Consider the following 21,421-nt stretch of genomic DNA (forward strand, 5'->3'; position numbering starts at 1 on the left):
ATGCGAGACGAACACGTGCTGGCCGAGACACCGTTCACCTCGCTGAGGCGATACCCGCCCGGCGTTCCGCTCCTCTTCTGCCTCCCCTACGCCGGTGGAGACGTCTCCGCCTTCTGGCCATGGAGGCAGGCGTTCGACGGAGTCTTCGACGTACGGGTGGTGATGCTCCCCGGTCGTGAAGGCCGGGTTGCTGAACCCGGGGCCCTCTCCCCGGAGCTGATCGCACGGTCCATCGCCGCCCACCACCGCACGCCGTACTCGATCTATGGGCACAGCATGGGCGGCCGGGTCGCCTTCGAGGTGGTGCGCGAGCTGCGGCGGCTGGGCGTGCGAGCGCCCGAATGCCTCTACGTCGGCGCCGCGCACCCGCCGGAGCGCCAGGAGACGCTGGGGCGGTGGACGGGCCTGGGTGACGAGGACCTGATCGAAGAGCTGATCCACCGGCTGGGCGCGCCCGCGGAGTTACGGACGCAGCCCGAGGTCAAGGCTGTGCTCATCCCCGCCCTGCGGACGGACATGGAGTGGCTGCGCCGTTACCGCTTCGCCAGGCAGGAGCCGCTCGACGTCCCCATCGTCGCCTTCGCCGGCGCTCATGACCGAGAGGTCACCCATCCCGCCATGCTCGGCTGGGCCCGCCACACCTCCTCGACCTTCCGCCTGCACACGCTCGACGCCGGGCACCTCTTCCTCGCCACGCACGGCGATCAGGTGGCGCGGACGATCGCAGCGGGCCCCCAGCAGCGCCTAGCCTCGGACGAGGTGCACGTGTGGCTGGCCAACCTCGAGGAACTGCCCGAGATGTGCGCGGCCGTCGACGAGCTGTCGCCCAGGGAGGTGGCACGAGCGGCCAGGTTCCGGCAGGAGGACCACCGGCGCTGGTTCGTCGGCAGGTCGGTGCTGCGGCGGCGGCTGCTCAGGGAGTACGGGGTCGAGCCGGGCGTCGACGAGCTGCCGACCCGGCCCGGCGGCAAGCCGTACACCGGGACCGAGCTCACCTACAGCCTCAGCCAATCGGGCGGGCTCGTGCTGGTCGCGCTGGCGACGGGCCGGGAGGTGGGCGCCGACCTCGAGCGCTTCCGCCCGCCGGCCGACGAGCAGGCCTTCTTCGAGGGCGTGCTGGACGAGCGGGAGCGCGATGAGTTCGCCGCGCTGCCCGAGGAGCTGCGGTTGCACAGCGCGCTGCGCACGTGGACGGCGAAGGAAGCGGTGCTGAAGGGTGACGGGCTGCGGGTGGATCCGGCGCTGTTCGGGTTCGCCGGGCAGCGACCGGGCACGACCTGGGCGCCCGAGGCGGCGCCTGAGGCGGCGCGGCTGGCGGAGTGGCGGGTGACGCACCTGCCGCTGGGCCGGGCGATCGCCGCGATCGCCGTCCGCGCGCCGCGCTTCCTGCTGCGTTTCGAGACGGTACGGCAAGGCCGGCTGGTACGGCAGAGCGTGGAGGCCGGAGGATGACGCTCCTCAGCAGTCTGATCACGGCCCAGGCCGCGAAGACCCCGGATGCCCCGGCGGTCCGGCAATGGGAGAACGTGCTGACCTACGCCCAGCTGGTCGAGCAAGCCGGGGCGCTGGCGGGCCGGCTCCGCGAGCTCGGCGTCGGGCCGGAGACGCGGGTGGGCCTGTGCGCCCGCCGTACCCCGCTGATGCCGGTGGCGGTGCTGGGGATCATGCTCGCCGGCGGTGCCTACGTGCCGCTGGATCCCGGTCATCCGCGCAAGCGCCTGGAGGAGGTGCTGGAGGACGCCGGGATCGCGGTGGCGGTCGTGGACGGGCGCGGCCGTGAGCTCCTGGACGGCTGCGGCCGTACCCTCGTCCCGGCTTCGGCCGGCACCGCGGCACCTCAGGAGAGCGACGCCGTGCCGGGCAATGCCGCCTACGTCATCTACACCTCGGGCTCCACCGGCCGTCCCAAGGGCGTGGTGGTCAGCCATCGCAGCGCGGTCGCCTTCGTCACCTCAACGGCCGCGCACTTCGGCCTGGACGCGAGCTGCCGCTCGGTCGCCTTCTCCGCGCTGGGCTTCGACGTTTCGGTGCTGGACATGCTGGCCCCGCTGACCACCGGTGGCTGCGTGCAACTGGTACCGGACGAGGACCGGGTGGATCCGGCTCGGTTGCAGCGCTTCCTGGAGGAGCACGACGTCACTTGGGGATTCATCCCGCCTGCGTTGCTGCCGCTGGTGGATCCGGCGCGTCTGCCGTACCTGAAGGACGTGGTGACGGCGGGCGAGCCACCCGGGCCCGAGCAGGTGGCGCGGTGGTCAGCGCACGCGCGCTTCCACAACTGGTACGGGCCGACCGAGTCGACCGTCTGCGTGGTGGGCGGCGAGTTCGACGGCGTGTGGGAGCGGCCGCTGCCGATCGGGCGGCCGCTGCTCGGCTGTCGGGCGCACATCCTCGACGAGGACCTGAACGAGTGCCCGCCCGGTGTGCCCGGTGAGCTGTTCATCGGTGGGCCGCAGGTAAGCCGCGGGTACCTGGGCCGGCCCGGGCTGACGGCCGAGCGTTTCGTGCCCGACCCGTTCGCGGCGGAGCCGGGCGCGCGGTTGTACCGGACCGGCGATCACGTGGTGTGGGAGGAGGATGGCCAGATCTCGTTCATGGGCCGCCTCGACCGCCAGGTGAAGGTCCAGGGGCAGCGGGTGGAGATCGGCGAGGTGGAGTCGGCGCTGCGCGCGCATCCCAGGGTGCTGCAGGCGGTGGTGGACTTCGCGGGCGAGCTGGTGGCCTACGTGACGCCCGAGGACGCGCCCGACCTGGCCGAGCTGCGCAAGGAACTGGCCGTGCGGCTGCCGACGTACATGCTGCCGAGCAGGCTGGTACGGCTGGCCATCCTCCCGCTGAACGCCTCGGGCAAGGTCGACCTCGCCACGCTCCGGGCGCAGTCCCAGCCGGAGCGGGGAAGCGGCACAGGACTGGCCGGGATCTGGGCGCGGGTGCTGGAGGCGCCCGCCCCGGACGACGGAGACGACTTCTTCCAGCGCGGCGGGCACTCGCTGCGGGCGATGCGGCTGGTGGCCGCGGTACGCGCGGAGCTGGGCCGGGCGGTGTCGGTCGAGGACGTGTACGCGGCCAGGACCTTCGGCGAGCTGCGTGCGCTGGTGGAGCGCGCGCCGCGGGAGACCGCTGCGGCGCCGCCTACCGGGAGCCCTGCCGCGCTCTCCCCCGCCCAGCGCCGGATGTGGTTCGTCGAGCAGCTGGCGCCGGCGTCCACCGCGCACAACATCGCGATGGCCGAGCGGATCCGCGGCCCACTCGACACCGCCGCACTCCAGCGCGCGCTCACGGCCGTGGTGGTGGTCCACGAGGCGTTGCGCTGGCAGGTGGGCACGCGCGCAGGGGTCCCCGAGGTGACGGTCGCGCCGCCGGGCGAGGTGCCGCTGCCGATCGACGACCGCTCCCCTGAGGAACTGGCCGAGGCGTTGCAGGCGGAGGCGCGGGCGCGTTTCGACCTGGCCGCCGGACCGCTGTTCCGGGCGCGGCTCATCCGGCTCGGCCCGGACGAGCACGTGCTCTGCCTGACCGCGCACCATCTGGTGTTCGACGGCTGGTCGCAGGATGTGCTCTACCGGGACCTGGCCGTCGCCTACCGCGGCGAGCAGGTCGAAGCGCCAGGGCACGGGTTCGCCGACTATGTGCGCTGGCTGCGCGGGCACGGCGACGGCCAGGCGCTGAGCTGGTGGCGAGAGCACCTGCGCGATGCCCCGCTGGTGCTGGATCTGCCGAGGGATGGGGCCAGGCCGCCCGCGCAGACCTTCCACGGCGCCTCCTGCGGGGGTGTGCTGGATGCGACGCTCGCCAAGCGGGTGGCCGAGCTGGCTGCGAGACTGGGGGCCACGCCGTACGCGGTGCTGCTGGCGGCCTTCGGCCGGCAGCTGTCCAGGCTGTCGGGGCGGGACGACCTGGTGGTGGGAGCGGCGTACGCGGACCGGCCGAACGTGGCGTTCGAGTCGTTGGTGGGGATGTGCGTGCAGGTCCTGCCGCTGCGGCTACGCCCTCAGGGGGACTTCGCGGAGCAGGTGACGGCGTGCGCGGCCGAGCTGGGTGCGGCGATCAGGCACCGGGACGTGCCGCTCGGGCAACTGTTGGAATCGCTGCGGCAGCCGCGCGACCTGAGCCGCAACCCGATCACGCAGGTCATGTTCAACATGTACAACTTCGCGCAGGCCCGGCTGGAGCTGGCCGGTTGCGCGAGCGAGCCGTTGCGGCCCGGGCTGCCGGGGGCGCTGTTCGACCTGACCATGTACGTGAGCGAGCAGCGCGACGGTTACGCGCTGGAGCTGGTCTACAACCCCGACCTCTATACGGCCGAGCGCATGGCGGCTCTGGTAGACGGCTACGTCGAGCTGCTCGATGAGCTGCTGACGGGGCGGGTGGGACACGACTCCCCCGACGTGGAGCTCCCGGGCTGGGCCGGGCCCGGACTGCTGGAGCTGGTCGGCGACGCGCATGCGGGCGCGCGGCGGCGGACCGAAGCGGCGCTTCGGAAGGCGGGTGTCGAGCCGGGAGCCGTGGTGGCCGTCGTCGCCTCTCGGGTGCCCGAGCTGCCGGGGATCCTGCTCGGCGTGCTGGCGGCGGGGGCGCGGTGGGTGGTGATCGACTCGGCTTATCCTCCTGCCGTACAGGAGAGGCAGATCACCGCCGCGGGAGCCCGGGCGGTCCTCCGGGACCACGAGATCGAGCTGCGCGAGGGCAGCGCTGATCTGCCGGGGCCCGGTTATCTCTCGATGACCTCAGGCACCACAGGGGATCCCAAGCCGGTTGTCACCGCCGAGAGGCCACTGGCTCATTTCATCTCCTGGTATGTCCGCACCTTTGCCATCGAGCCGCACGATCGGTTCGCACTCCTGTCCGGGCTGGCCCACGATCCGGCGCTGCGCGACATGTTCGTCCCGGCCGCGGCGGGCGCCGAGCTGTTCGTGCCCGAGCAGGAGCTGACCCGCGATCCCGCCAAGCTCGTCACCTGGCTGCGCGAGCATGCGATCACCGTCCTCCACCTGACGCCACAGCTCGCGGCGATGCTGGCGGGCACCGGCGCCACGCTGCCCGACGTGCGGCTGGCCGGCGTTGGTGGCGACCGCTTCACCGGTGCCGAGGCGGGCAGGCTGCGCACGCTCGTGCCCCATGCCCGGCTCGTCGCGTTCTACGGCACGACCGAGACGCCACAGGTGCACGCGTGGCACGAGCTCGCGGAGCCGTATCCGGAGATCGTGCCGATCGGGCGGCCCGTCGAGGGCAGCGAGATCATCGTGGTGGCGCCGGACGGCAGGCGGGCCGGTGTGGGCGAGCTCGGCGAGGTGGTCGTCCGCAGCCACCATCTGGCTACAGGCTACCTGGATCCGGCGCTGACCAGCCGGCGCTTCGCCGGCGACCGCTTCCGCACCGGGGACCTCGGCCGGCGCAACCCCGACGGCACGATCACCCCGGCGGGGCGCGCCGACGACCAGGTGAAGGTGCGCGGGTTCCGGGTCGAATTGGGCGAGGTGGAAGCGGCGCTCGCCGCCTGCCGGGACGTGCGTGCCGCCGCGGCCAGGGTCGAGGGCACCATGCTCATCGGCTACGTGGTGCCCGCCCGACCGGGGCTGGCGGCGCATCGAATCCTGGAGGAACTGCGCCGCGTGCTGCCCGAGCACGCTGTACCCACCGAGGTGGTGGCGCTGCCCGCGCTGCCGCTGACGCCCAACGGCAAGGTGGACCGCGCCGCGCTGCGCGGACGGCCGTTCGAGCAGCCGAAGGCCAACGGCCGCCTCGGCGGTCCCACGCAGAAGGTCGACGGTCCCACGCAGAAGACGGTCGCCCAGGTGTGGCACGCCGTGCTGGGCCTGCCGCGGCTCGGCCCCGACGACAACTTCTTCGAGATCGGCGGCCACTCGCTGGCCATGGCCGCCGTGCAGGCGCGGCTGAAGGCGGCGACCGGCCGCGAGATCCCGATCATGGAGCTGTTCAAGCACCCCACGATCCGGACACTCGCCGCGCATCTCGATGGCGCGGGCGGCAGTCCGGGGCTGGACCGGGCGGCGCGCCGCCTGGCCGTACGACGAGACAGGTTGAGGAACCGCAACGAGAAGGGGACTGCCCCATGACGGACGAGCCCACGGCTGAGCCGATCGCGATCATCGGCTTGTCGTGCCGGGTCCCGGGAGCAGGTGACGCGCAGCAGTTCTGGCGCAACCTCGCCGACGGCGTGGAGTCGCTGACCACCTACACCCTGGAGGAGCAACGGACGCTGGGCGTCGCGGAAGGCATGCTGGCCGACCCGAATTTCGTGCCGGCCGCCATGGTGCTGGAAGACCATGAGGACTTCGACGCGGCGTTCTTCGGCATGTCGATCAGGGAAGCAGAGGTCCGCGATCCACAACATCGGTTGTTCCTCGAGTTGTCGCACACGGCGTTGGAGGATGCGGGCTACGACCCGTTCCGCTATCCGGGCGAGATCGGGGTCTACGCCGGGACCGGGACGGACGCCTACCAGTGGCGGAACATTCGCAGTAACGCCCAGGCCCACAAGAACGCCGGCTGGCTGGCGGTCATGGTGGGCAACCACGTCGACTACTGCGCGACCCTCACCTCCTACAAGCTCGACCTGCGCGGTCCCAGCTACACCGTGCACACCGCGTGCTCGAGCGCGCTGGTGGCGTTCCACATCGCGTGCGAGGCGCTGCGCAACGGCGAATGCGACATGGCGCTGGCCGGCGCGGCCATGCTGGACCTGCCGCAGGGCGAGGGGTACGTCTACGACCAGGACGGCATCGTCTCGCCCGACGGGCACACCCGCTCCTTCGACGCCGACGCCGGCGGCACGATCTGGGGCAGCGGCGGCGGCGTCCTCGTGCTGAAGCGGCTGTCCGAGGCGATCGAGGACCGCGACAACATCCGCGCGGTGGTCCTGGGCAACGCGATCAACAACGACGGCGCGAGCAAGGTGGGCTTCTCCGCGCCGAGCCTGGACGGGCAGGCCGCAGTGATCGCGCAGGCGCTGGGTGTGGGCGGCGTGGATCCTCGTACGGTCACCTACGTCGAGGCGCACGGCACCGGCACGGGGCTCGGCGACCCGATCGAGGTGGCCGCGCTGTCCAGCGTGTTCGCGGAGCATACGACCGACACCCAGTGGTGCGGCATCGGCTCGGTCAAGAGCAACATCGGCCACCTCGGACAGTCGGCTGGCATTCCCAGCGTGATCAAGACAGTGCTGGCGCTGGAGAACAAGCTGATCCCGCCGACGCTGCACTACACGAGTCCCAACCCGAAGATCGACTTCCCGGCGAGCCCGTTCTACGTCGTCTCCTCGCCGACGAAGTGGGAGCGCGACAGCTTCCCGCGCCGCGCCGGGGTCAGCTCGTTCGGTATCGGCGGCACGAACGCGCATGCCGTGCTGGAAGAGGCGCCGCCGCGCCCGCCCCTTCCCCGCGAGCAGCCCGCGCACCTGTTGAAGCTGTCGGCCAGGACGGAGTCGGCGCTGGCCGCCGCGCGGGAACGCCTGGCGGCGCACCTGGCCGCGCACCCCGAGACGGACCTGGCCGACGTGGCCTTCACGCTGCGCGTGGGCCGCCGCGAGCTCAAGCACCGGGCCGCCGTCGTCACCACGTCACCGGCCGACGCGGTGGCCGCGCTGGCCGACCCCAAGCGGATCGTCGCCGGTGCCAAGCCGAAGCGACCTCCGCAGGTGGCCTTCCTCTTCTCCGGTCAGGGCTCTCAGTACGGCGGCATGGCCGCGGAGCTGTACCGGAACGAGCCGGTCTTCCGCGAGGCGATCGACGAGTGCGCGGCCATCCTGGACGTGCGTGAGCAGATCTTCGCCACCGGCGAGGAGGCGGACGAGGCGCTGAGGCAGACCTCACTCACCCAGCCCGCCCTCTTCACGGTCGAGTACGCGCTGGCCAGGCTCTGGCTCTCGCTGGGCGTCGAACCGGCCGCGATGATCGGCCACAGCATCGGCGAGTACGCAGCGGCCACCATCGCCGGCGTCTTCACACTGCCCGACGCATTGCGGCTGGTCGCGGCGCGCGGGCGGCTGATCCAGGGCATGCCGCCGGGCTCCATGCTGGCCGTGCAGCTCATGCCCGACGAGATCGCGCCGATGCTGCCCGACGACGTCTCCGTGGCCACCATCAACGGCCCCGGCACGTGCGTCGTGTCCGGTCCGTCCGAGTCGATCAGGGAACTGGCCGAGATGCTGGAGGAGGAGGGCATCGGCTGCACCCCGCTGCGCACCTCGCACGCCTTCCACTCGGCGATGATGGAGCCGATGCTCGGCGAGTTCCGCGAACTGGTCGCGGCCACCGAGCCGGCTGCCCCGAGCCTGCCGTTCCTGTCCAACGTGACCGGCACCTGGATCACCGCCGCGGAGGCCACCGACCCGTCCTACTGGGCCAGGCACGTGCGCGAACCGGTCCGCTTCGGCGACTGCGTCTCGACGCTCCTGGCCGACGGCGAATGGATCATGATCGAGTGCGGGCCGGGACGGCAACTGTCCGGCCTGGCAGGCACCCAACTGCCGGCCAGTGCGATCGCCCCGCTGCCGTCGCTGCCCGGCCCGCGCGATCGGGCCGGTGACGTCGCGGTCTTCTCGCAGGCCGTGGGCACGCTCTGGGTCCACGGCATCGAGCTGGACGACTTCGGCGGCCCCGGCTTCCGCGTGTCGCTGCCGGGTTACCCGTGGGAGCGGCAGCGCGCCTGGATCGAACCCGACCCGCAGGGCGCCTTCGTCGGCGGCGTCGCCCGCCCGCAGCAGGCCGACGGGCCCCTGCCGCCCGAGCAGTGGTACGGCGTGCCCGTCTGGCGCCAGGCACCCGCCCGTCCGGCCCAGGCGACGGCGGGGCCGTCGCCGATCACGCGCTGCCTGGCCTTCGTGGACGAGGACTCGGCCGCGCTGGCTGACGCACTGCGCGCTTCCGGGGCCGAGGTTCTGGAGGTACGGCCGGGCACGGCGTTTGACACCGCGTCCGGCGCTTCCGACGGATATTTCACCGTACGGCCGGCCGTACGGGAGGACTACGACGCGCTGCTCGAAGCGGTCGGCGAGATTCCCGAGCGGATCGTGCACGCCTGGGCCCTCACCGGCGGCGAGCAGACGTGGGCGGCACAGGACCGCGGCTTCTTCGGTGTCCTGGGTCTCGTGCAAGCGCTGTCGGCGGCCCAGCCTCCGGGGGGTGTGCAGCTCGATCTGGTGACCGCGGGCACGATGGACGTCGTCGGCGACGATCTGACCAGGCCGGAGCACGCGACGCTGGCCGCCTTCGCCCGGGTCGTCCCCCTGGAGACGCCGTGGCTGCGGGTCCGCCACATCGACGCGCCGGATCGGGATGCGGTGCGTGGCGTCGCCGCCGAGCTGGGCCGCGAGGCGGAGCCCGGCGAAGCCGGGCTGCTGGCCCCGGTCGCCCTGCGCGGCGGGAAGCGGTGGCTGCTCGGATACGAGCAGGTGGAGGTGGCGAGCGAGCCGGGTGAGCCGCGCGACGGCCAGGTGTATGTGATCACCGGCGGTCTGGGCGGCATCGGCATCTCGCTGGCCGAGGATCTGGCGGCGCGTGCCCGCGTCAACCTCGTCCTGTTGTCCAGGACCGGGCTGCCCGACGGCCCGCCGCGGTCGGCCCGCGAGGCGCGCGCCGTCGAGGCGATCCGCCGGATGGAGGCCGCCGGGGCGCGGGTGCTGACCCTCGCCGCCGACGTGACGGATCCGGCGGACATGCGCCGGGTCAGGGACGAAACGCTCGCCGCCTTCGGCCGGGTGGACATGCTCGTGCACGCGGCCGGCCTGCCCGGCGGCGGCATGGCCCAGATCAAGGAGAGGGAGGCGGCGGAGGCCGTGCTCCGCCCCAAGGTGCTCGGCACGCTGGCGCTCCAGGAGGCCTTCGGCGACCTGGAGCTGGAGGCCGTGGTGCTCTGCTCGTCGATCACCGCGGTGGCCGGCGGGTTCGGGCAGATCGACTACTGCGCGGCCAACAACTTCCTCGATGCGCACGCCCGCGCCGGACGAGGCTGGAACGCGGCCCAGATCGTCAGCGTCAACTGGGGCAGGTGGCTGGAAGTCGGCATGGCGGCGGAGACCGCGGCGCCCGCCGGATTCGTCGCGTTGCAGCGCGGCGACCGGATCAAGGCGATCGACCACCCGGTCCTCAACGCGCGGCACGCCGGGGAGGGAGGCAACGGACTCGACTGGTGCAGCGGCACGCTCTCGCCGAGCACGCACTGGGTTCTGGACGAACACCGCATCGCCGACGTACCGGTGCTGCCGGGCACCGGTCACCTCGAGCTGGCCAGGACGGCGGCTGAGGCGGTGCTGCCCGGCAGCGGGCTCGTCGAGCTGCGGGACGTGGTGTTCGTCGAACCGCTGTCGGTGGCCGACGGGGCGACCGCCGAGGTACGGGTGATCTTCACACCGGAGGCGGACGGCGCGGAGTTCCAGGTGCAGAGCATCATCGGCGGGTCACACCGCACCCATGCCAGAGGCATCGCGGCCAAGGTGAACCCGCCGCCTGCTGACCGCGTGGACCTACGCGCGGTCATGGATCGCTGCGTGCCTTCGGCGGATGGGCAGGGCGGCGTCCCGCTGTCGGGTCTGCTCACGCTGGGCGGGCATTGGAGCAGGACCCTGACCGCCACGCATATCGGCCAGCAGGAGGCGCTCGGGCTGTTCGAGGCCAACGACGTGATGCTGGTCGATCTCGACCGCTGGGGGCTGCACCCGGCCCTCCTCGACGCCGCCACCACCTTCAGCTGGGTCCAGGTCGAGGGTCACTACCTGCCGCTCGGCTACGGCCGCATCACCGTGCGCGGGAGCCTGCCCGAGGCGTTCTGGAGCCACCTGCGTATCACCAGCACCGACACCGACGAAGTGCTGGTCGTCGACGTCACGTTGATCGCGCCCGATGGCACTGTGCTGGTGCAGGTCTCCGACTACGTCCTCCGGAGGATCGACACCGATGCCGTGGTGTCCGGGGTCGTCGCCAGCGCCGACTCTCAGCGCGCCGCCACGGCCCCGTCGGCCGACGACGCGGCCGGCATCAGGCCGGCCGACGGGGCCGTGTCCCTGCGCCGGCTGCTCGCCGCCCCGCTCGGCCCTCAGGTCGTGGTGGCAGCCAGTACGGTGGCCGAGCTCGTCGCCGGCGTCGGCTCGCTGACCCAGGAGACCGTCGAGACCGAACTCGATCCGGCAGCGATCGCCGACCGGCAGGACAAGGCGCCTGCCGAGGGTTACGTCGCTCCGCGCAACGACGCCGAGGCCACGATCGCCCGCCTGTGGGGCGAGGTGCTCGGCGGCGACCACATCGGCATCGACGATGACTTCTTCGAGCTGGGCGGCAACTCGCTCATCGCGGTCCAGCTCATCGCCCTCGTCCGCAAGGAACTGGGGGTGCGGCTGCCGATGCGCAGCCTCTTCGAGGAGCCGACCGTGGCCGGGGTCGCAGCCCTGATCGACGCCGCCGCTCAGCCCACTCCTGGGCCCACCCCTGGGCCCGCCGCCCAGACCATCCCCCGCCTTCCCCGGAGTTCCGCATGAGCGCAGATACCAAGGTCGTTCTCAACGACGAGGAGCAGTACTCCATCTGGCCCGCCGACCGGGACAACCCCTCCGGCTGGTACGACGCCGGCTTCTCCGGCACCAAGGACGAATGTCTGGAACACATCGAGCAGGCGTGGACCGACATGCGGCCGAAGAGCCTGCGAGAGGCGATGAACAGTGAGTGATGCCTTTCCCGCATCCTCCGGCCAGGAGCGGATGTGGTTTCTTTCGCGCTTCGAGCCCGACCTGGCCGTCTACAACATCGGGATGCTCATGCCGATGGCGGCCAGGCAGCCGGTGGACCCGCGCCGGCTGGAGCGGGCGATCGATCTGGTGGTGCGGCGCCATGAGGCGTTGCGCACCACGTTCGAGTTCCGGGACGGGCAGGTGGTGCAGATCGTCAGCCCCGACGCGCCGCCCACGGCGCTGACGGAGACAGACCTGACCCACCTTCCGCGGGCCGGCGCCGAGGCGGAGCTGGCCCGCCTGGCCAGGACGGACGCGGTCCTGCCTTTCGACATGGAGCGGGCGCCGCTGTACCGTGCCAGGCAGGTCAAGCTGGCCGAGGACGATCTGCGGCTGATCATCGTCTTCGATCACACGGTCTTCGACGGCGTCTCCTCCATGATCTTCATGGACGAGGTGGGGGAGTGTTACGACGCGCTCGGCGAGGACCGGGTGCCGAAGCTGCCTGAACTGCCGATCCAGTTCGCCGACTTCTCCGTGTGGCAGCGCGGCAGGTTGTCCGGCGAGTTCCTGGAGACCGAGCTGGCGCACTGGCGCAAACGGCTGGCCGGGGTGCCCGCCGACCTCGCTCTGCCGGGCGATCGGCCGCGGCCGGCTCGCCGTACCTATCGGGGCGAGATGCGGCTCGGCGTCTACTCCCCCGAGCTGTCGGCGGGCGTGGAGCGGCTGGCCAAGGACCTCAACACGACGTTGTTCACGGTGATGCTCACCGCGTACGCGGCCGTGCTGTCGCGCTGGTCCGGGATCGACGACATCGTGGTGGGCACGCCGATCGCGGGACGGCTGCTGCCCGAGACCGAGCCGGTCATCGGCATGTTCGTCAACGCGGTGCCGCTGCGCGTGGATCTGTCGGGCGCGCCCAGCTTCCGCGAGGCCGCCGCCCGCGTGCGGGCGACGGTGGCCGAGGCGCTGGACCATCAGGAGCTGCCGTTCGAGCGGCTCGTGGAGGACCTGCAGCCGACCCGGGATCTGAGCGTGCCGCCTCTCTATCAGGTGATGTTCAACCTGGCCGTACTCACCAACGAGGGGCAGATCGCCAACGGCACCGCGAAGGTGGACATCCAGCTCGACCTCAACATGCGCGACGGGCAGCTGCACACCCGGCTGGAGTACGCCACCGACCTGTTCGATCCGGAGACGATCGAACGCTTCGAGACGAACCTGCGGACGCTGGTCGAGTCGGCCGTCGCCGACCCCGACCGGACGGTTTCCGCGCTTCCGGTGCTCGCGGGGGAAGAGCGTGAGCAGGTGTTGGCCCTCGGGGCCGGTGCGCCCCAGGATGCGCCCGGGACCCTGCACGCGTTGATCGAGGCCCAGGCCGCCGCGACTCCCGACGCTCCCGCGGTGCTCTTCGGCGATGTCACGCTCACCTACGCCGAGCTCAACGGCCGCGCCAACCGGCTCGCCCGGTGGTTGCGGCACATCGGCGTCGAACGTGGCCGACCCGTCGCGGTCTGCGCGGAACGCTCGCCCGAGCTGGTCGTCGCGCTTCTCGCCGTCCTCAAGGCGGGCGCGGCGTACGTGCCGCTGGATCCCGACTACCCGCGGGACCGGCTGGAGTTCATGCTCTCCGACTGCGGCGCACGGGTGCTGCTCACCCAGCGCCACCTGCTGCCCGGCGGGTCGATCAAGGCGGTGCTGCTGGAGGACGACTACGACCTCGACTCCGGTGATCTCGAGCCGGTGACCGGACCGGACGACGCCGCGTATCTGATCTATACCTCGGGCTCGACCGGCCGGCCGAAAGCCGTGGTCAACACGCACCGCGGCATCGTCAACCGCCTCGCCTGGATGCAGGAGACGTTCGGCCTGACGGCCGGCGACGTGGTGATGCAGAAGACCCCGACCAGCTTCGACGTGTCGGTGTGGGAGTTCTTCTGGCCGCTGCTGCAGGGGGCCTGCCTCGTCCCGGTACGGCCGGGCGGCCACCGCGACCCCAGCCACCAGCGCGACCTGATCAAGCGGCACGGGGTCACCACGATGCACTTCGTGCCGTCGATGCTCGCCCTCTTCCTGGAGGAGGCGAACATCGAGTCGTGCACGTCCCTGCGGCGCGTGGTGTGCAGCGGCGAGGAGCTGCCGCCCAGGATGGTGGCCCGCTTCTTCGACCGCCTACCCGGCGTGGAGCTGCACAACCTCTATGGCCCCACCGAGGCGGCCGTCGACGTCTCCTGGCACGCCTGCCGGCCGGGCGAGACGGTGATCCCCATCGGCCGCCCGATGCCCGGCTGCCGCCTGCACGTCCTCGACGAGCACCTGGAGCCGATGCCCGTCGGCGTACCCGGTCACCTGCACATCGGCGGCGTCCAGGTGGCCCGCGGCTACGCAGGACAGCCGGGGCTGACGGCCGAGCGCTTCGTCCCCGACCCGTACGGCCCGCCGGGCGCGCGCCTGTACGCCACCGGCGACCTGGCCAGGCTGCGCGCCGACGGGGAGCTGGAGTTCCTCGGCCGCATCGACGACCAGGTGAAGGTGCACGGCTGGCGAGTCGAGCTAGGCGAGATCGAGGCGGCGATCGCCGAGGACACCCGGGTGCGCAGGGCCGTCGTGGCCCTGCGTAATGACGCACCGGGCGGCCGCGGGCTGGTGGCCTACGTGGACTGGACGGGCGAGGCGAACCAGCTGTCGCACGAGATGCGGACCGGGCTGGCGCGCAAGTTGCCGCCGGCGCTGGTGCCGCAGGCGTTCGTGCAGGTCACCGAGTTCCCCCTGGGCCCGAGCGGGAAGCTCGACCGCGCCGCGCTGCCGCCGCCCACCGGGCCCGGCCGCAGCGATCTGGGCACCACATACGTCGCGCCGGAGACGCCGCTGGAGGAGGAGCTGTGCGCGCTCTGGGGCGAGCTGCTCGGCCGTGACCGGGTGGGCATCGAGGACGACTTCTTCGCGCTCGGCGGGCACTCCCTGCTGGCCGTCCTGCTGATCACCAGGTACCGGGAGGCGTACGGGATCGAGATGGACCTGCGGGTCTGCTTCGAGCTCACCACGGTGGCCGAGCACGCGCTGGCCGTACTGGAACTCCAGCTCGGCGACGTCGAGCTGGACGATCTCCTGGCGGAGGACGCGGACGGATGAGTGAGGTGAGAGGGCGGCTGGCCCGGCTCAGCCCGGAACAGCGTGCGGCGCTGGAGCGCAAGCTCCTGCGGCAGCCGAAGGCGCGGCCCACCGGCATTCCCGCGCGCAGCGATCCGAACGCGCCGGCGCCGCTCTCCTACGGACAGGAGCGGCTCTGGTTCCTGCAACGGCTCGACCCTGCCGATACCTCCTACAACATGTACATGGTGCAGCGGCTGCGCGGTGAGTTGTCCACCCAGGACCTCGCCAGGGCGCTGACCGCCGTGGCGGCGCGACACCCGATGTTGCGGGCCCGCTTCCCCGCCGTAGAAGGCAGTCCGGTCCAGGTCGTCGAGCCGGAGCTGAGGCTCGATCCGGTGCTGGTGGACCTCGCGGACCTGCCTGCGTCCGAACGCGAGGCGCGCGCCACGGCGATCGTGGCCGAGCTGACCAATACGCCGTTCGACCTGGCCACGGGCCCGCTGGTGCGGGTGCACCTGATCACGCTGTCGGCAACCGATCATGTGCTCTGCCTGGTCCTGCATCACCTGGTGGCCGACGGCTGGTCCCTTAAGATCATCTTTTCCGAGCTGGCCGCCTGCTACGCCGGGAACGCGGCCGGGCTGAGCGCTCCCTCGGTCGACTACCGCGACTATGCGGCCTGGCAGCGTGGCCGCGAGCCGTCGCTGGCGTCTCTGGACTACTGGCGCGCCCAGCTCGACGGCGTGGAGCCGCTCGACCTGCCTACGGATCGGCCGCGGCCGGCCGTACGCCGACCCAGTGGCGACTACTGCGCGCGCCGCATCGGCCCCGAGCTGACGGCCCGCCTGGAGCAGCTGGCCAGGGAAGAGCGCGGCACGCTCTTCATGGTCCTGCTGGCCGCCTACCAGCTCCTGCTGGCGGCGCACTGCGGCACGAACGACCTCACGGTCGGCTCGGTCATCGCCGGGCGCGATCGCCCGGAACTCCAGGACGTCGTCGGCTTCTTCCCCGAGACGCTCGTGCTGCGCGGTGATCTGTCCGGCGACCCGTCCTTCCGCACGCTGCTCGCGCGGACCAGGGCAACGGTCCTGGACGCCTTCGCGCACCAGGACATCCCCTTCGAACGCCTGCTCAACGACCTCGGCATCCGCCGCGACCTGAGCACGACGCCGCTGTTCCAGGCGATGCTCGTGATCCAGGACAAGGAGGCCTCCGCCCTTCCGCTGCCCGGCATCGAAGTGGAGATGTTCGACCCGGGGGCGACACAGGTGAAGTTCGACCTGATGCTGGACATCACCCAGTTCGACGGCTCCCTCTGGGCGATGCTGTCCTACGCCGGCGACCTGTTCGAGGAGGAGACCGCGACGCGGTTGCTGCGGCGGTGGGAGCGGGTGCTGGAGACGGTCGCGGGCGACCCGGGCGCGCCGCTGTCCGCGCTGCGCGCGGCGATGATGCTGCCCGAGGACAGGCTGCCGGTCCTCGACACCCCGCAGCCGCCCGCGCGCGACGTGCTCGACCTTTTCCAGGAGCGCGTACGACTGACGCCCGGCGCGCCGGCGGTGAGCCACGGCACCCGCCGGGTCACCTACGCCGAGCTGGACGCCATGGCCACCGCGCTGGCGGGGCGCCTGTCCGAGGCCGGAGTCGGCCCGGACACGGTCGTGGGCCTGCGCGCCAAGCGCTCGGTGGAGCTGATCGCCGGGATGCTCGCCGTCGGCAAGGCAGGCGGCGCCTACCTGCCGCTCGACCCGGCCTACCCGCCGGAGCGGCTGCGGTGGATGGCGGCGGACGCGGGCGCGGCCCTGGTGCTGGACGAGGACGATCTACGCGAGTCGGGAAAATCGCTCAATGGCACAGCGCCGGGCTCGCTGGCCTACGTGATCTACACCTCGGGTTCGACCGGGCGCCCCAAGGGCGTGGAGGTGCCGCGCGAAGCACTCGCGTCGCGGGTGAGCTGGATGCGGAAGCACTACGAGCTCGGGCCGGGCGACCGCGTCCTGCAGTTCGCCTCGCCGAGCTTCGACACGCACGCCGAGGAGATCTACCCGGCGCTGGCCGCCGGCGCCGAGCTCGTCCTGTGCCCGGACGACCCGCTGCCCGACTTCCTGAAGACTCCGGAGGGTTCCGCGCTCACCGTGCTGGACCTGCCCACGTCGTACTGGCAGGAACTGGTGGCCATGGGCGTCGCCTGGCCGCCCGGTCTCCGGCTGCTCATCCTGGGCGCCGACCCGCTGCCCGGCCCCGCCCTGGCCACCTGGTACGAGTCCGGGCCCCCGGGCGTTCGCCTGATCAACAGCTATGGCCCCACCGAGACCACGATCATCGCCGCCACCGCCGAGATGGACCCCGCCGAGGCGCTGCGCCGCCCGACCGTGGGCGTCGCCCTGCCTGGCACCACGCTCCAGGTGCTGGCCCCCGACGGGCTGCCGGTTCCGCCCGGTGTCGCAGGCGAGCTCCACATCGGCGGCAGCGGCCTGGCTCGCGGTTACCGGGGCGCACCCGCCCTCACTGCCGAGCGCTTCGTCCCCGGCCCTGACGGCTCGCGCCGCTACCGCAGCGGCGATCGGGCCCGCTTCCGCCTGGACGGCAGGCTGGAGATCCTCGGCCGCCTGGACCGGCAGGTGAAGGTGCGCGGTTACCGCGTGGAGCCGGGCGAGGTGGAATCCGTGTTGCTCGCCCACCCGTCAGTACGGCAGGCCACCGTGGTGGTCCGCGACGACCGCCTGATCGCCTACGCCGTCCACGACGCCGGAGACGCGTTACGCGATCACCTCGCCGCCGAGCTCCCCCCGCACATGGTGCCCAGCGCGATCGTCTCGCTCGATCGCATCCCGCTGACCCCCGGCGGCAAGGTCGACCAGGACGCCCTGCCCGCACCGGGCCAGCCGCAGAGCGCGACGTACGAGCCGCCGGCCAGCGCGGCCGAGGAGCTCGTCTGCATGGTCTGGTCCGAGGTGCTGAGGCTGGAGCGGGTGGGCGTGCTGGACGATTTCTTCCAGCTCGGCGGCCACTCGCTGCTGGCCACCAGGACCACGGCCCGCATCGCCGCGGCCACCGAGCTGGAGGTGCCGCTCAAGCTGGCCTTCACCCACCCGACGCCACGCCTGCTGGCCGCGGCGCTGGAGCACCTGGCCGAGGAGGCCGACGAGCGTGGATGAGCGGCGTGCGCGCATGGAGGCCCGCTTCCGCAAGGCGGTGGCGGGCTTGGGCGCTGCGGAGGAGATCCCGCGACGTACCGAGGGCAGCGATCCACCGCTGTCGTTCGCGCAGGAGCGGCTGTGGTTCATGGAGCAGTTCGCCCCCGGGACGAGCGCCTACGTGCTACCCGTGTCGGCCAGGCTCCGAGGCCCGCTCGACACCGAACGGCTGCAGCAGTCGCTCGACACCGTGGTCGCCCGGCACGAGAGCCTGCGCATGACCTTCCCCGCCGGCCCCGATGGGCGGCCGGAGGTGCAGGTGGCGGATCGGGTGCATGTCCCGCTGCGCGTCGTGGACGTGACGACGGAGGCGGCGGCCAGACAGGTGCTCAGCACCGACGCCGCGCTCCCTTTCGAGCTGGCGACCGGTCCGCTGCTGCGCGCCACCCTGGTACGGCTGGCGCCCGACGACCACGCGCTGCTCGTCGCCGTCCATCACATCGTCGCCGACGGCTGGTCGGCCGACCTCATCCTCCGCGAACTCCTGGCGCCACCGGAGAGCGGACCGCGGCTGGGTTTCGGCGACTACGCGTTGTGGCAGCGTGAGCGGCTGAGCGGTGCGCGTTTGGCCGATGACCTGGCGTTCTGGCGCGGCGAGCTGGACGGGTTGCAGGTGCTTGAGCTGCCCCTGGATCGGCCACGCCCGCCTCGGCAGGGCTTCCGGGGCGGCTGGCACGACCTCGAGCTGGACGTGGCGGCGTTCCGCGAGCTGTGCCGGGCCGAGGGGGCAACGCTCTACATGGGGCTGCTCGCCGCCTTCCAGGTGCTGCTGGCCCGCTGGTCCGGCATGACCGGCTTCGCGGTGGGGTCGCCGGTGGCCGGGCGGACCAGGCCGGAGTTCGAGGAGATGGTGGGGCTGTTCGTCAACCTGCTTCCGCTGCGGGCGCGGCTGGCGGGCGATCCCGGATTCGCCGAGTTGCTTCGCCGGACGCGGGATGGGGCGCTCGAGGTCTACGACCACCAGGAGTTGCCCTTCGAGAAGCTGGTCGCCGAGCTGGACCCCGAACGCGATGTCAGCCGCTCGCCGCTGGTACAGGTGCTGTTCGCGCTGCAGAGCTATCGCGAGGGCGGCGAGGGCTTCGAGCCGGACAGCACGACCACCCGGTTCGACCTGGAGCTCTACGCCGCCGAGCGGGGTGAGCTGCTGGAGGGGCGCTTCGTCTACAACAGCGAGTTGTTCCAGCCGGAGACGATCGAGCGGCTGGCGCGGCGGTTCGCCGCACTCCTGCGTGCGGTGGTGGCGGCGCCCGACGTGCCAGTGGGGCGCCTGGACATCCTGCCGGCCGAAGAGCGAGAGCAGATCTCGCGGTGGAACGCCACTGCCCAGGAGCATCCGGGCGTGACCCTGCACGAGCTGGTCTTCGAGCAGGCAGAGCGGACACCGGAAGCGACGGCGCTGGTCTTCGAGGGCGACCGGCTGACCTACCGCGAGCTGGCCGAGCGGGCCCGCGAAGTGGCGGCGAGGCTGGGTCCTCGGGTGGACCAGCCGGTCGGCGTGTGCATGGAACGGTGCCTGGACCTCCCGGTTGTGCTCCTCGGGGTGCTGGCGGCCGGTGGCGCCTACCTGCCGCTCGATCCGGGCCACCCGGCGGAGCGGACGCGCGGCATGCTGGCCGACGTGGGGGCCGACCTGGTGCTCACGGCAGCGGACGTGCATGCGGCCCCGGCACCCGTCGTGCGGGTGCACGAGGACAACCTGGCCTACGTCATCTTCACCTCCGGCTCCACCGGACGGCCCAAAGGAGTGGGCGTCTCCCACCGGGCGATCGTCAACCGGCTGCGCTGGATGCAGGACACCTTCCAGCTCACCCCCGAAGACCGCGTCCTGCACAAGACACCCACCACCTTCGACGTCTCGGTCTGGGAACTCTTCTGGCCACTCATCACCGGCGCCACCATGATCATCGCCCGGCCCGGCGGCCACCGCGACACCGCCTACCTCCGCGACCTCATCAAGACCGAGCAAGTCACCACCGCGCACTTCGTCCCCTCCATGCTCCAAGCCTTCCTAGAGGAAGAAGACATCCAGCCCCCGCCACGGATCATCTGCTCCGGCGAAGCCCTCCCACCCGGCCTCGACCTACCCGGGCTGCACAATCTCTACGGCCCCACAGAGGCGGCCGTCGACGTCTCCTGGCACCCCTGCCAGCCGGAAGAGACCGTGGTCCCCATCGGCAGACCGGTGGACAACACCACCCTCCACGTCCTCGACCGGCACCTCCGCGAAGTCCCCATCGGCACACCCGGTGAGCTCTACATCGGCGGCGTCCAACTCGCCCGCGGCTACCTCAACCGGCCCGGCCTGACCGCTGAGCGATTCCTGCCCGCGCCCGGAGGCGGGCGGCTCTACCGGACCGGTGACCTGGCCCGGTGGCTGCCCTCGGGCGAGCTCGAATACCTCGGCCGCACCGACCACCAGGTCAAGATCCGCGGCATGCGCGTGGAGCTCGGCGAGATCGAAGCCGTCCTGCGCGGACAGCCCGGCGTCACGGGAGCGGCGGCCAAGCTCGTGGACGGCCGCCTGGTCGGATACATCGTCGGCGACATCCCCGATTTATCCGATTTGCTGCCAGATTTCATGATCCCGACGGCGTGGGTGCGGCTGGACCGCCTGCCCATCACCCCCAACGGCAAGCTCGACCGCGCCGCCCTCCCCGCCCCCCACCGCCCGGCCGACCTGCCGTGGGAGCCGCCATGCGGCGAAGCGGAACGCGCCGTCGCGCGGGTCTGGCAGGAGGTTCTCGACCTCGACCGGGTCGGCAGGAACGACACCTTCTTCGCCGTGGGCGGCGACTCGATCAGCAGCCTCAAGGTCGTGGCCCGGCTGCGCGCCATGGGCTACGGCGTGGAACTGCAGCACCTGTTCACCCACCAGGCGGTCGCCGAACTGGCCACCGTCCTGCGGCCGCGGCAGGCCGTACCGGAACCCACGGCGGGAGCCTTCGACCTGCTCAGCCCGGCGGACAGAGAGAGGCTCACACGATGATCATCGACGCCTACCCGCTCAGCGCCCTCCAGGCCGGGATGCTGTACCACAGCGAGCTGGACGGCGTGACCTTCCATGACCACACCACGCTCACCCTGCGCGGCACGTTCGATGAAGTGGCGCTGGTCAGGGCGCTGGGCGAGCTGTCGGCTCGGCACGAGGTCCTGCGGACCTCCTTCGACCTGACCGGGTTCAGCGAGCCCGTCCAGCTCGTGCACGACCGCGCGGAAATCCCGCTGACCGTTTCCGACGGCGAGCCGGAGTACGGGCCGTTCGACTGGACGCAGGCTCCCCTGCTTCGCGTCCATGTGCGGTCCGAAGCCGACAGGTTCGCGCTGACCGTCTACTTCCACCACGCGATCCTCGACGGGTGGAGCGTCGCGACGCTGGTCAGCGAACTGCTGGCGCGCTATGCGACACCGGGGCTGCCGGTGGAACCGCCGGGGGCGCGCTTCCGCGACCTGG

General features: G+C 71.9%; 8 protein-coding genes (1 of these 8 cut by a window edge). All 8 read left to right on the top strand.

Translation table 11 applies throughout. The annotated features are described in order from the left end of the window. Tightly spaced (each overlapping or abutting the next), the 8 genes in view from AB0B91_RS21690 to AB0B91_RS21725 form a layout consistent with a single transcriptional unit that may run on beyond the window. Window positions 1-1,452 (top strand): thioesterase domain-containing protein, encoded by a 1,452-nt coding sequence (locus tag AB0B91_RS21690; protein WP_358322245.1) that lies wholly within the window; start codon window positions 1-3, stop codon window positions 1,450-1,452. Then, complete coding sequence (locus AB0B91_RS21695) at window positions 1,449-6,077, top strand: amino acid adenylation domain-containing protein (protein WP_358322248.1); 4,629 nt, start codon at window positions 1,449-1,451, stop codon at window positions 6,075-6,077. Before AB0B91_RS21690 ends, AB0B91_RS21695 begins: the two co-directional genes overlap by 4 nt. Beyond that, window positions 6,074-11,491 (top strand): SDR family NAD(P)-dependent oxidoreductase, encoded by a 5,418-nt coding sequence (locus tag AB0B91_RS21700; protein ID WP_358322251.1) that lies wholly within the window; start codon window positions 6,074-6,076, stop codon window positions 11,489-11,491. Before AB0B91_RS21695 ends, AB0B91_RS21700 begins: the two co-directional genes overlap by 4 nt. After that, window positions 11,488-11,679, top strand: a complete 192-nt coding sequence (locus AB0B91_RS21705; RefSeq protein ID WP_358322254.1) for an MbtH family NRPS accessory protein — start codon at window positions 11,488-11,490, stop codon at window positions 11,677-11,679. The genes AB0B91_RS21700 and AB0B91_RS21705 overlap by 4 nt, the downstream gene beginning before the upstream one ends. Continuing rightward, window positions 11,672-14,812, top strand: coding sequence for an amino acid adenylation domain-containing protein (locus tag AB0B91_RS21710; RefSeq protein WP_358322256.1), 3,141 nt, complete (start codon window positions 11,672-11,674; stop codon window positions 14,810-14,812). The genes AB0B91_RS21705 and AB0B91_RS21710 overlap by 8 nt, the downstream gene beginning before the upstream one ends. Further along, window positions 14,809-17,931 (top strand): amino acid adenylation domain-containing protein, encoded by a 3,123-nt coding sequence (locus AB0B91_RS21715; protein WP_358322259.1) that lies wholly within the window; start codon window positions 14,809-14,811, stop codon window positions 17,929-17,931. The genes AB0B91_RS21710 and AB0B91_RS21715 overlap by 4 nt, the downstream gene beginning before the upstream one ends. After that, a complete protein-coding gene (locus AB0B91_RS21720) occupies window positions 17,924-20,956 on the top strand; it encodes an amino acid adenylation domain-containing protein (protein ID WP_358322262.1) in 3,033 nt (1,010 codons plus the stop codon). Before AB0B91_RS21715 ends, AB0B91_RS21720 begins: the two co-directional genes overlap by 8 nt. Further along, window positions 20,953-21,421, top strand: the beginning of a protein-coding gene (locus AB0B91_RS21725; RefSeq protein WP_358322265.1) for an amino acid adenylation domain-containing protein. It continues 3,152 nt past the right edge of the window; the window shows 469 of its 3,621 coding nt (coding positions 1-469); it begins with the start codon at window positions 20,953-20,955; its stop codon lies off the right edge, out of view. Before AB0B91_RS21720 ends, AB0B91_RS21725 begins: the two co-directional genes overlap by 4 nt.

This window comes from Nonomuraea sp. NPDC049141, assembly GCF_040648415.1.
In the GTDB taxonomy this organism is placed as follows: Bacteria; Actinomycetota; Actinomycetes; order Streptosporangiales; family Streptosporangiaceae; genus Nonomuraea.

What these genes read in the sequence shown, in the direction of transcription:
- AB0B91_RS21700 (WP_358322251.1), top strand. Translation starts at nt 6,074, where the DNA reads ATGACGGACGAGCCCACGGCTGAGCCGATCGCGATCATCGGCTTGTCG.
- AB0B91_RS21695 (WP_358322248.1), top strand. Translation starts at nt 1,449, where the DNA reads ATGACGCTCCTCAGCAGTCTGATCACGGCCCAGGCCGCGAAGACCCCG.
- AB0B91_RS21690 (WP_358322245.1), top strand. Translation starts at nt 1, where the DNA reads ATGCGAGACGAACACGTGCTGGCCGAGACACCGTTCACCTCGCTGAGG.
- AB0B91_RS21705 (WP_358322254.1), top strand. Translation starts at nt 11,488, where the DNA reads ATGAGCGCAGATACCAAGGTCGTTCTCAACGACGAGGAGCAGTACTCC.
- AB0B91_RS21715 (WP_358322259.1), top strand. Translation starts at nt 14,809, where the DNA reads ATGAGTGAGGTGAGAGGGCGGCTGGCCCGGCTCAGCCCGGAACAGCGT.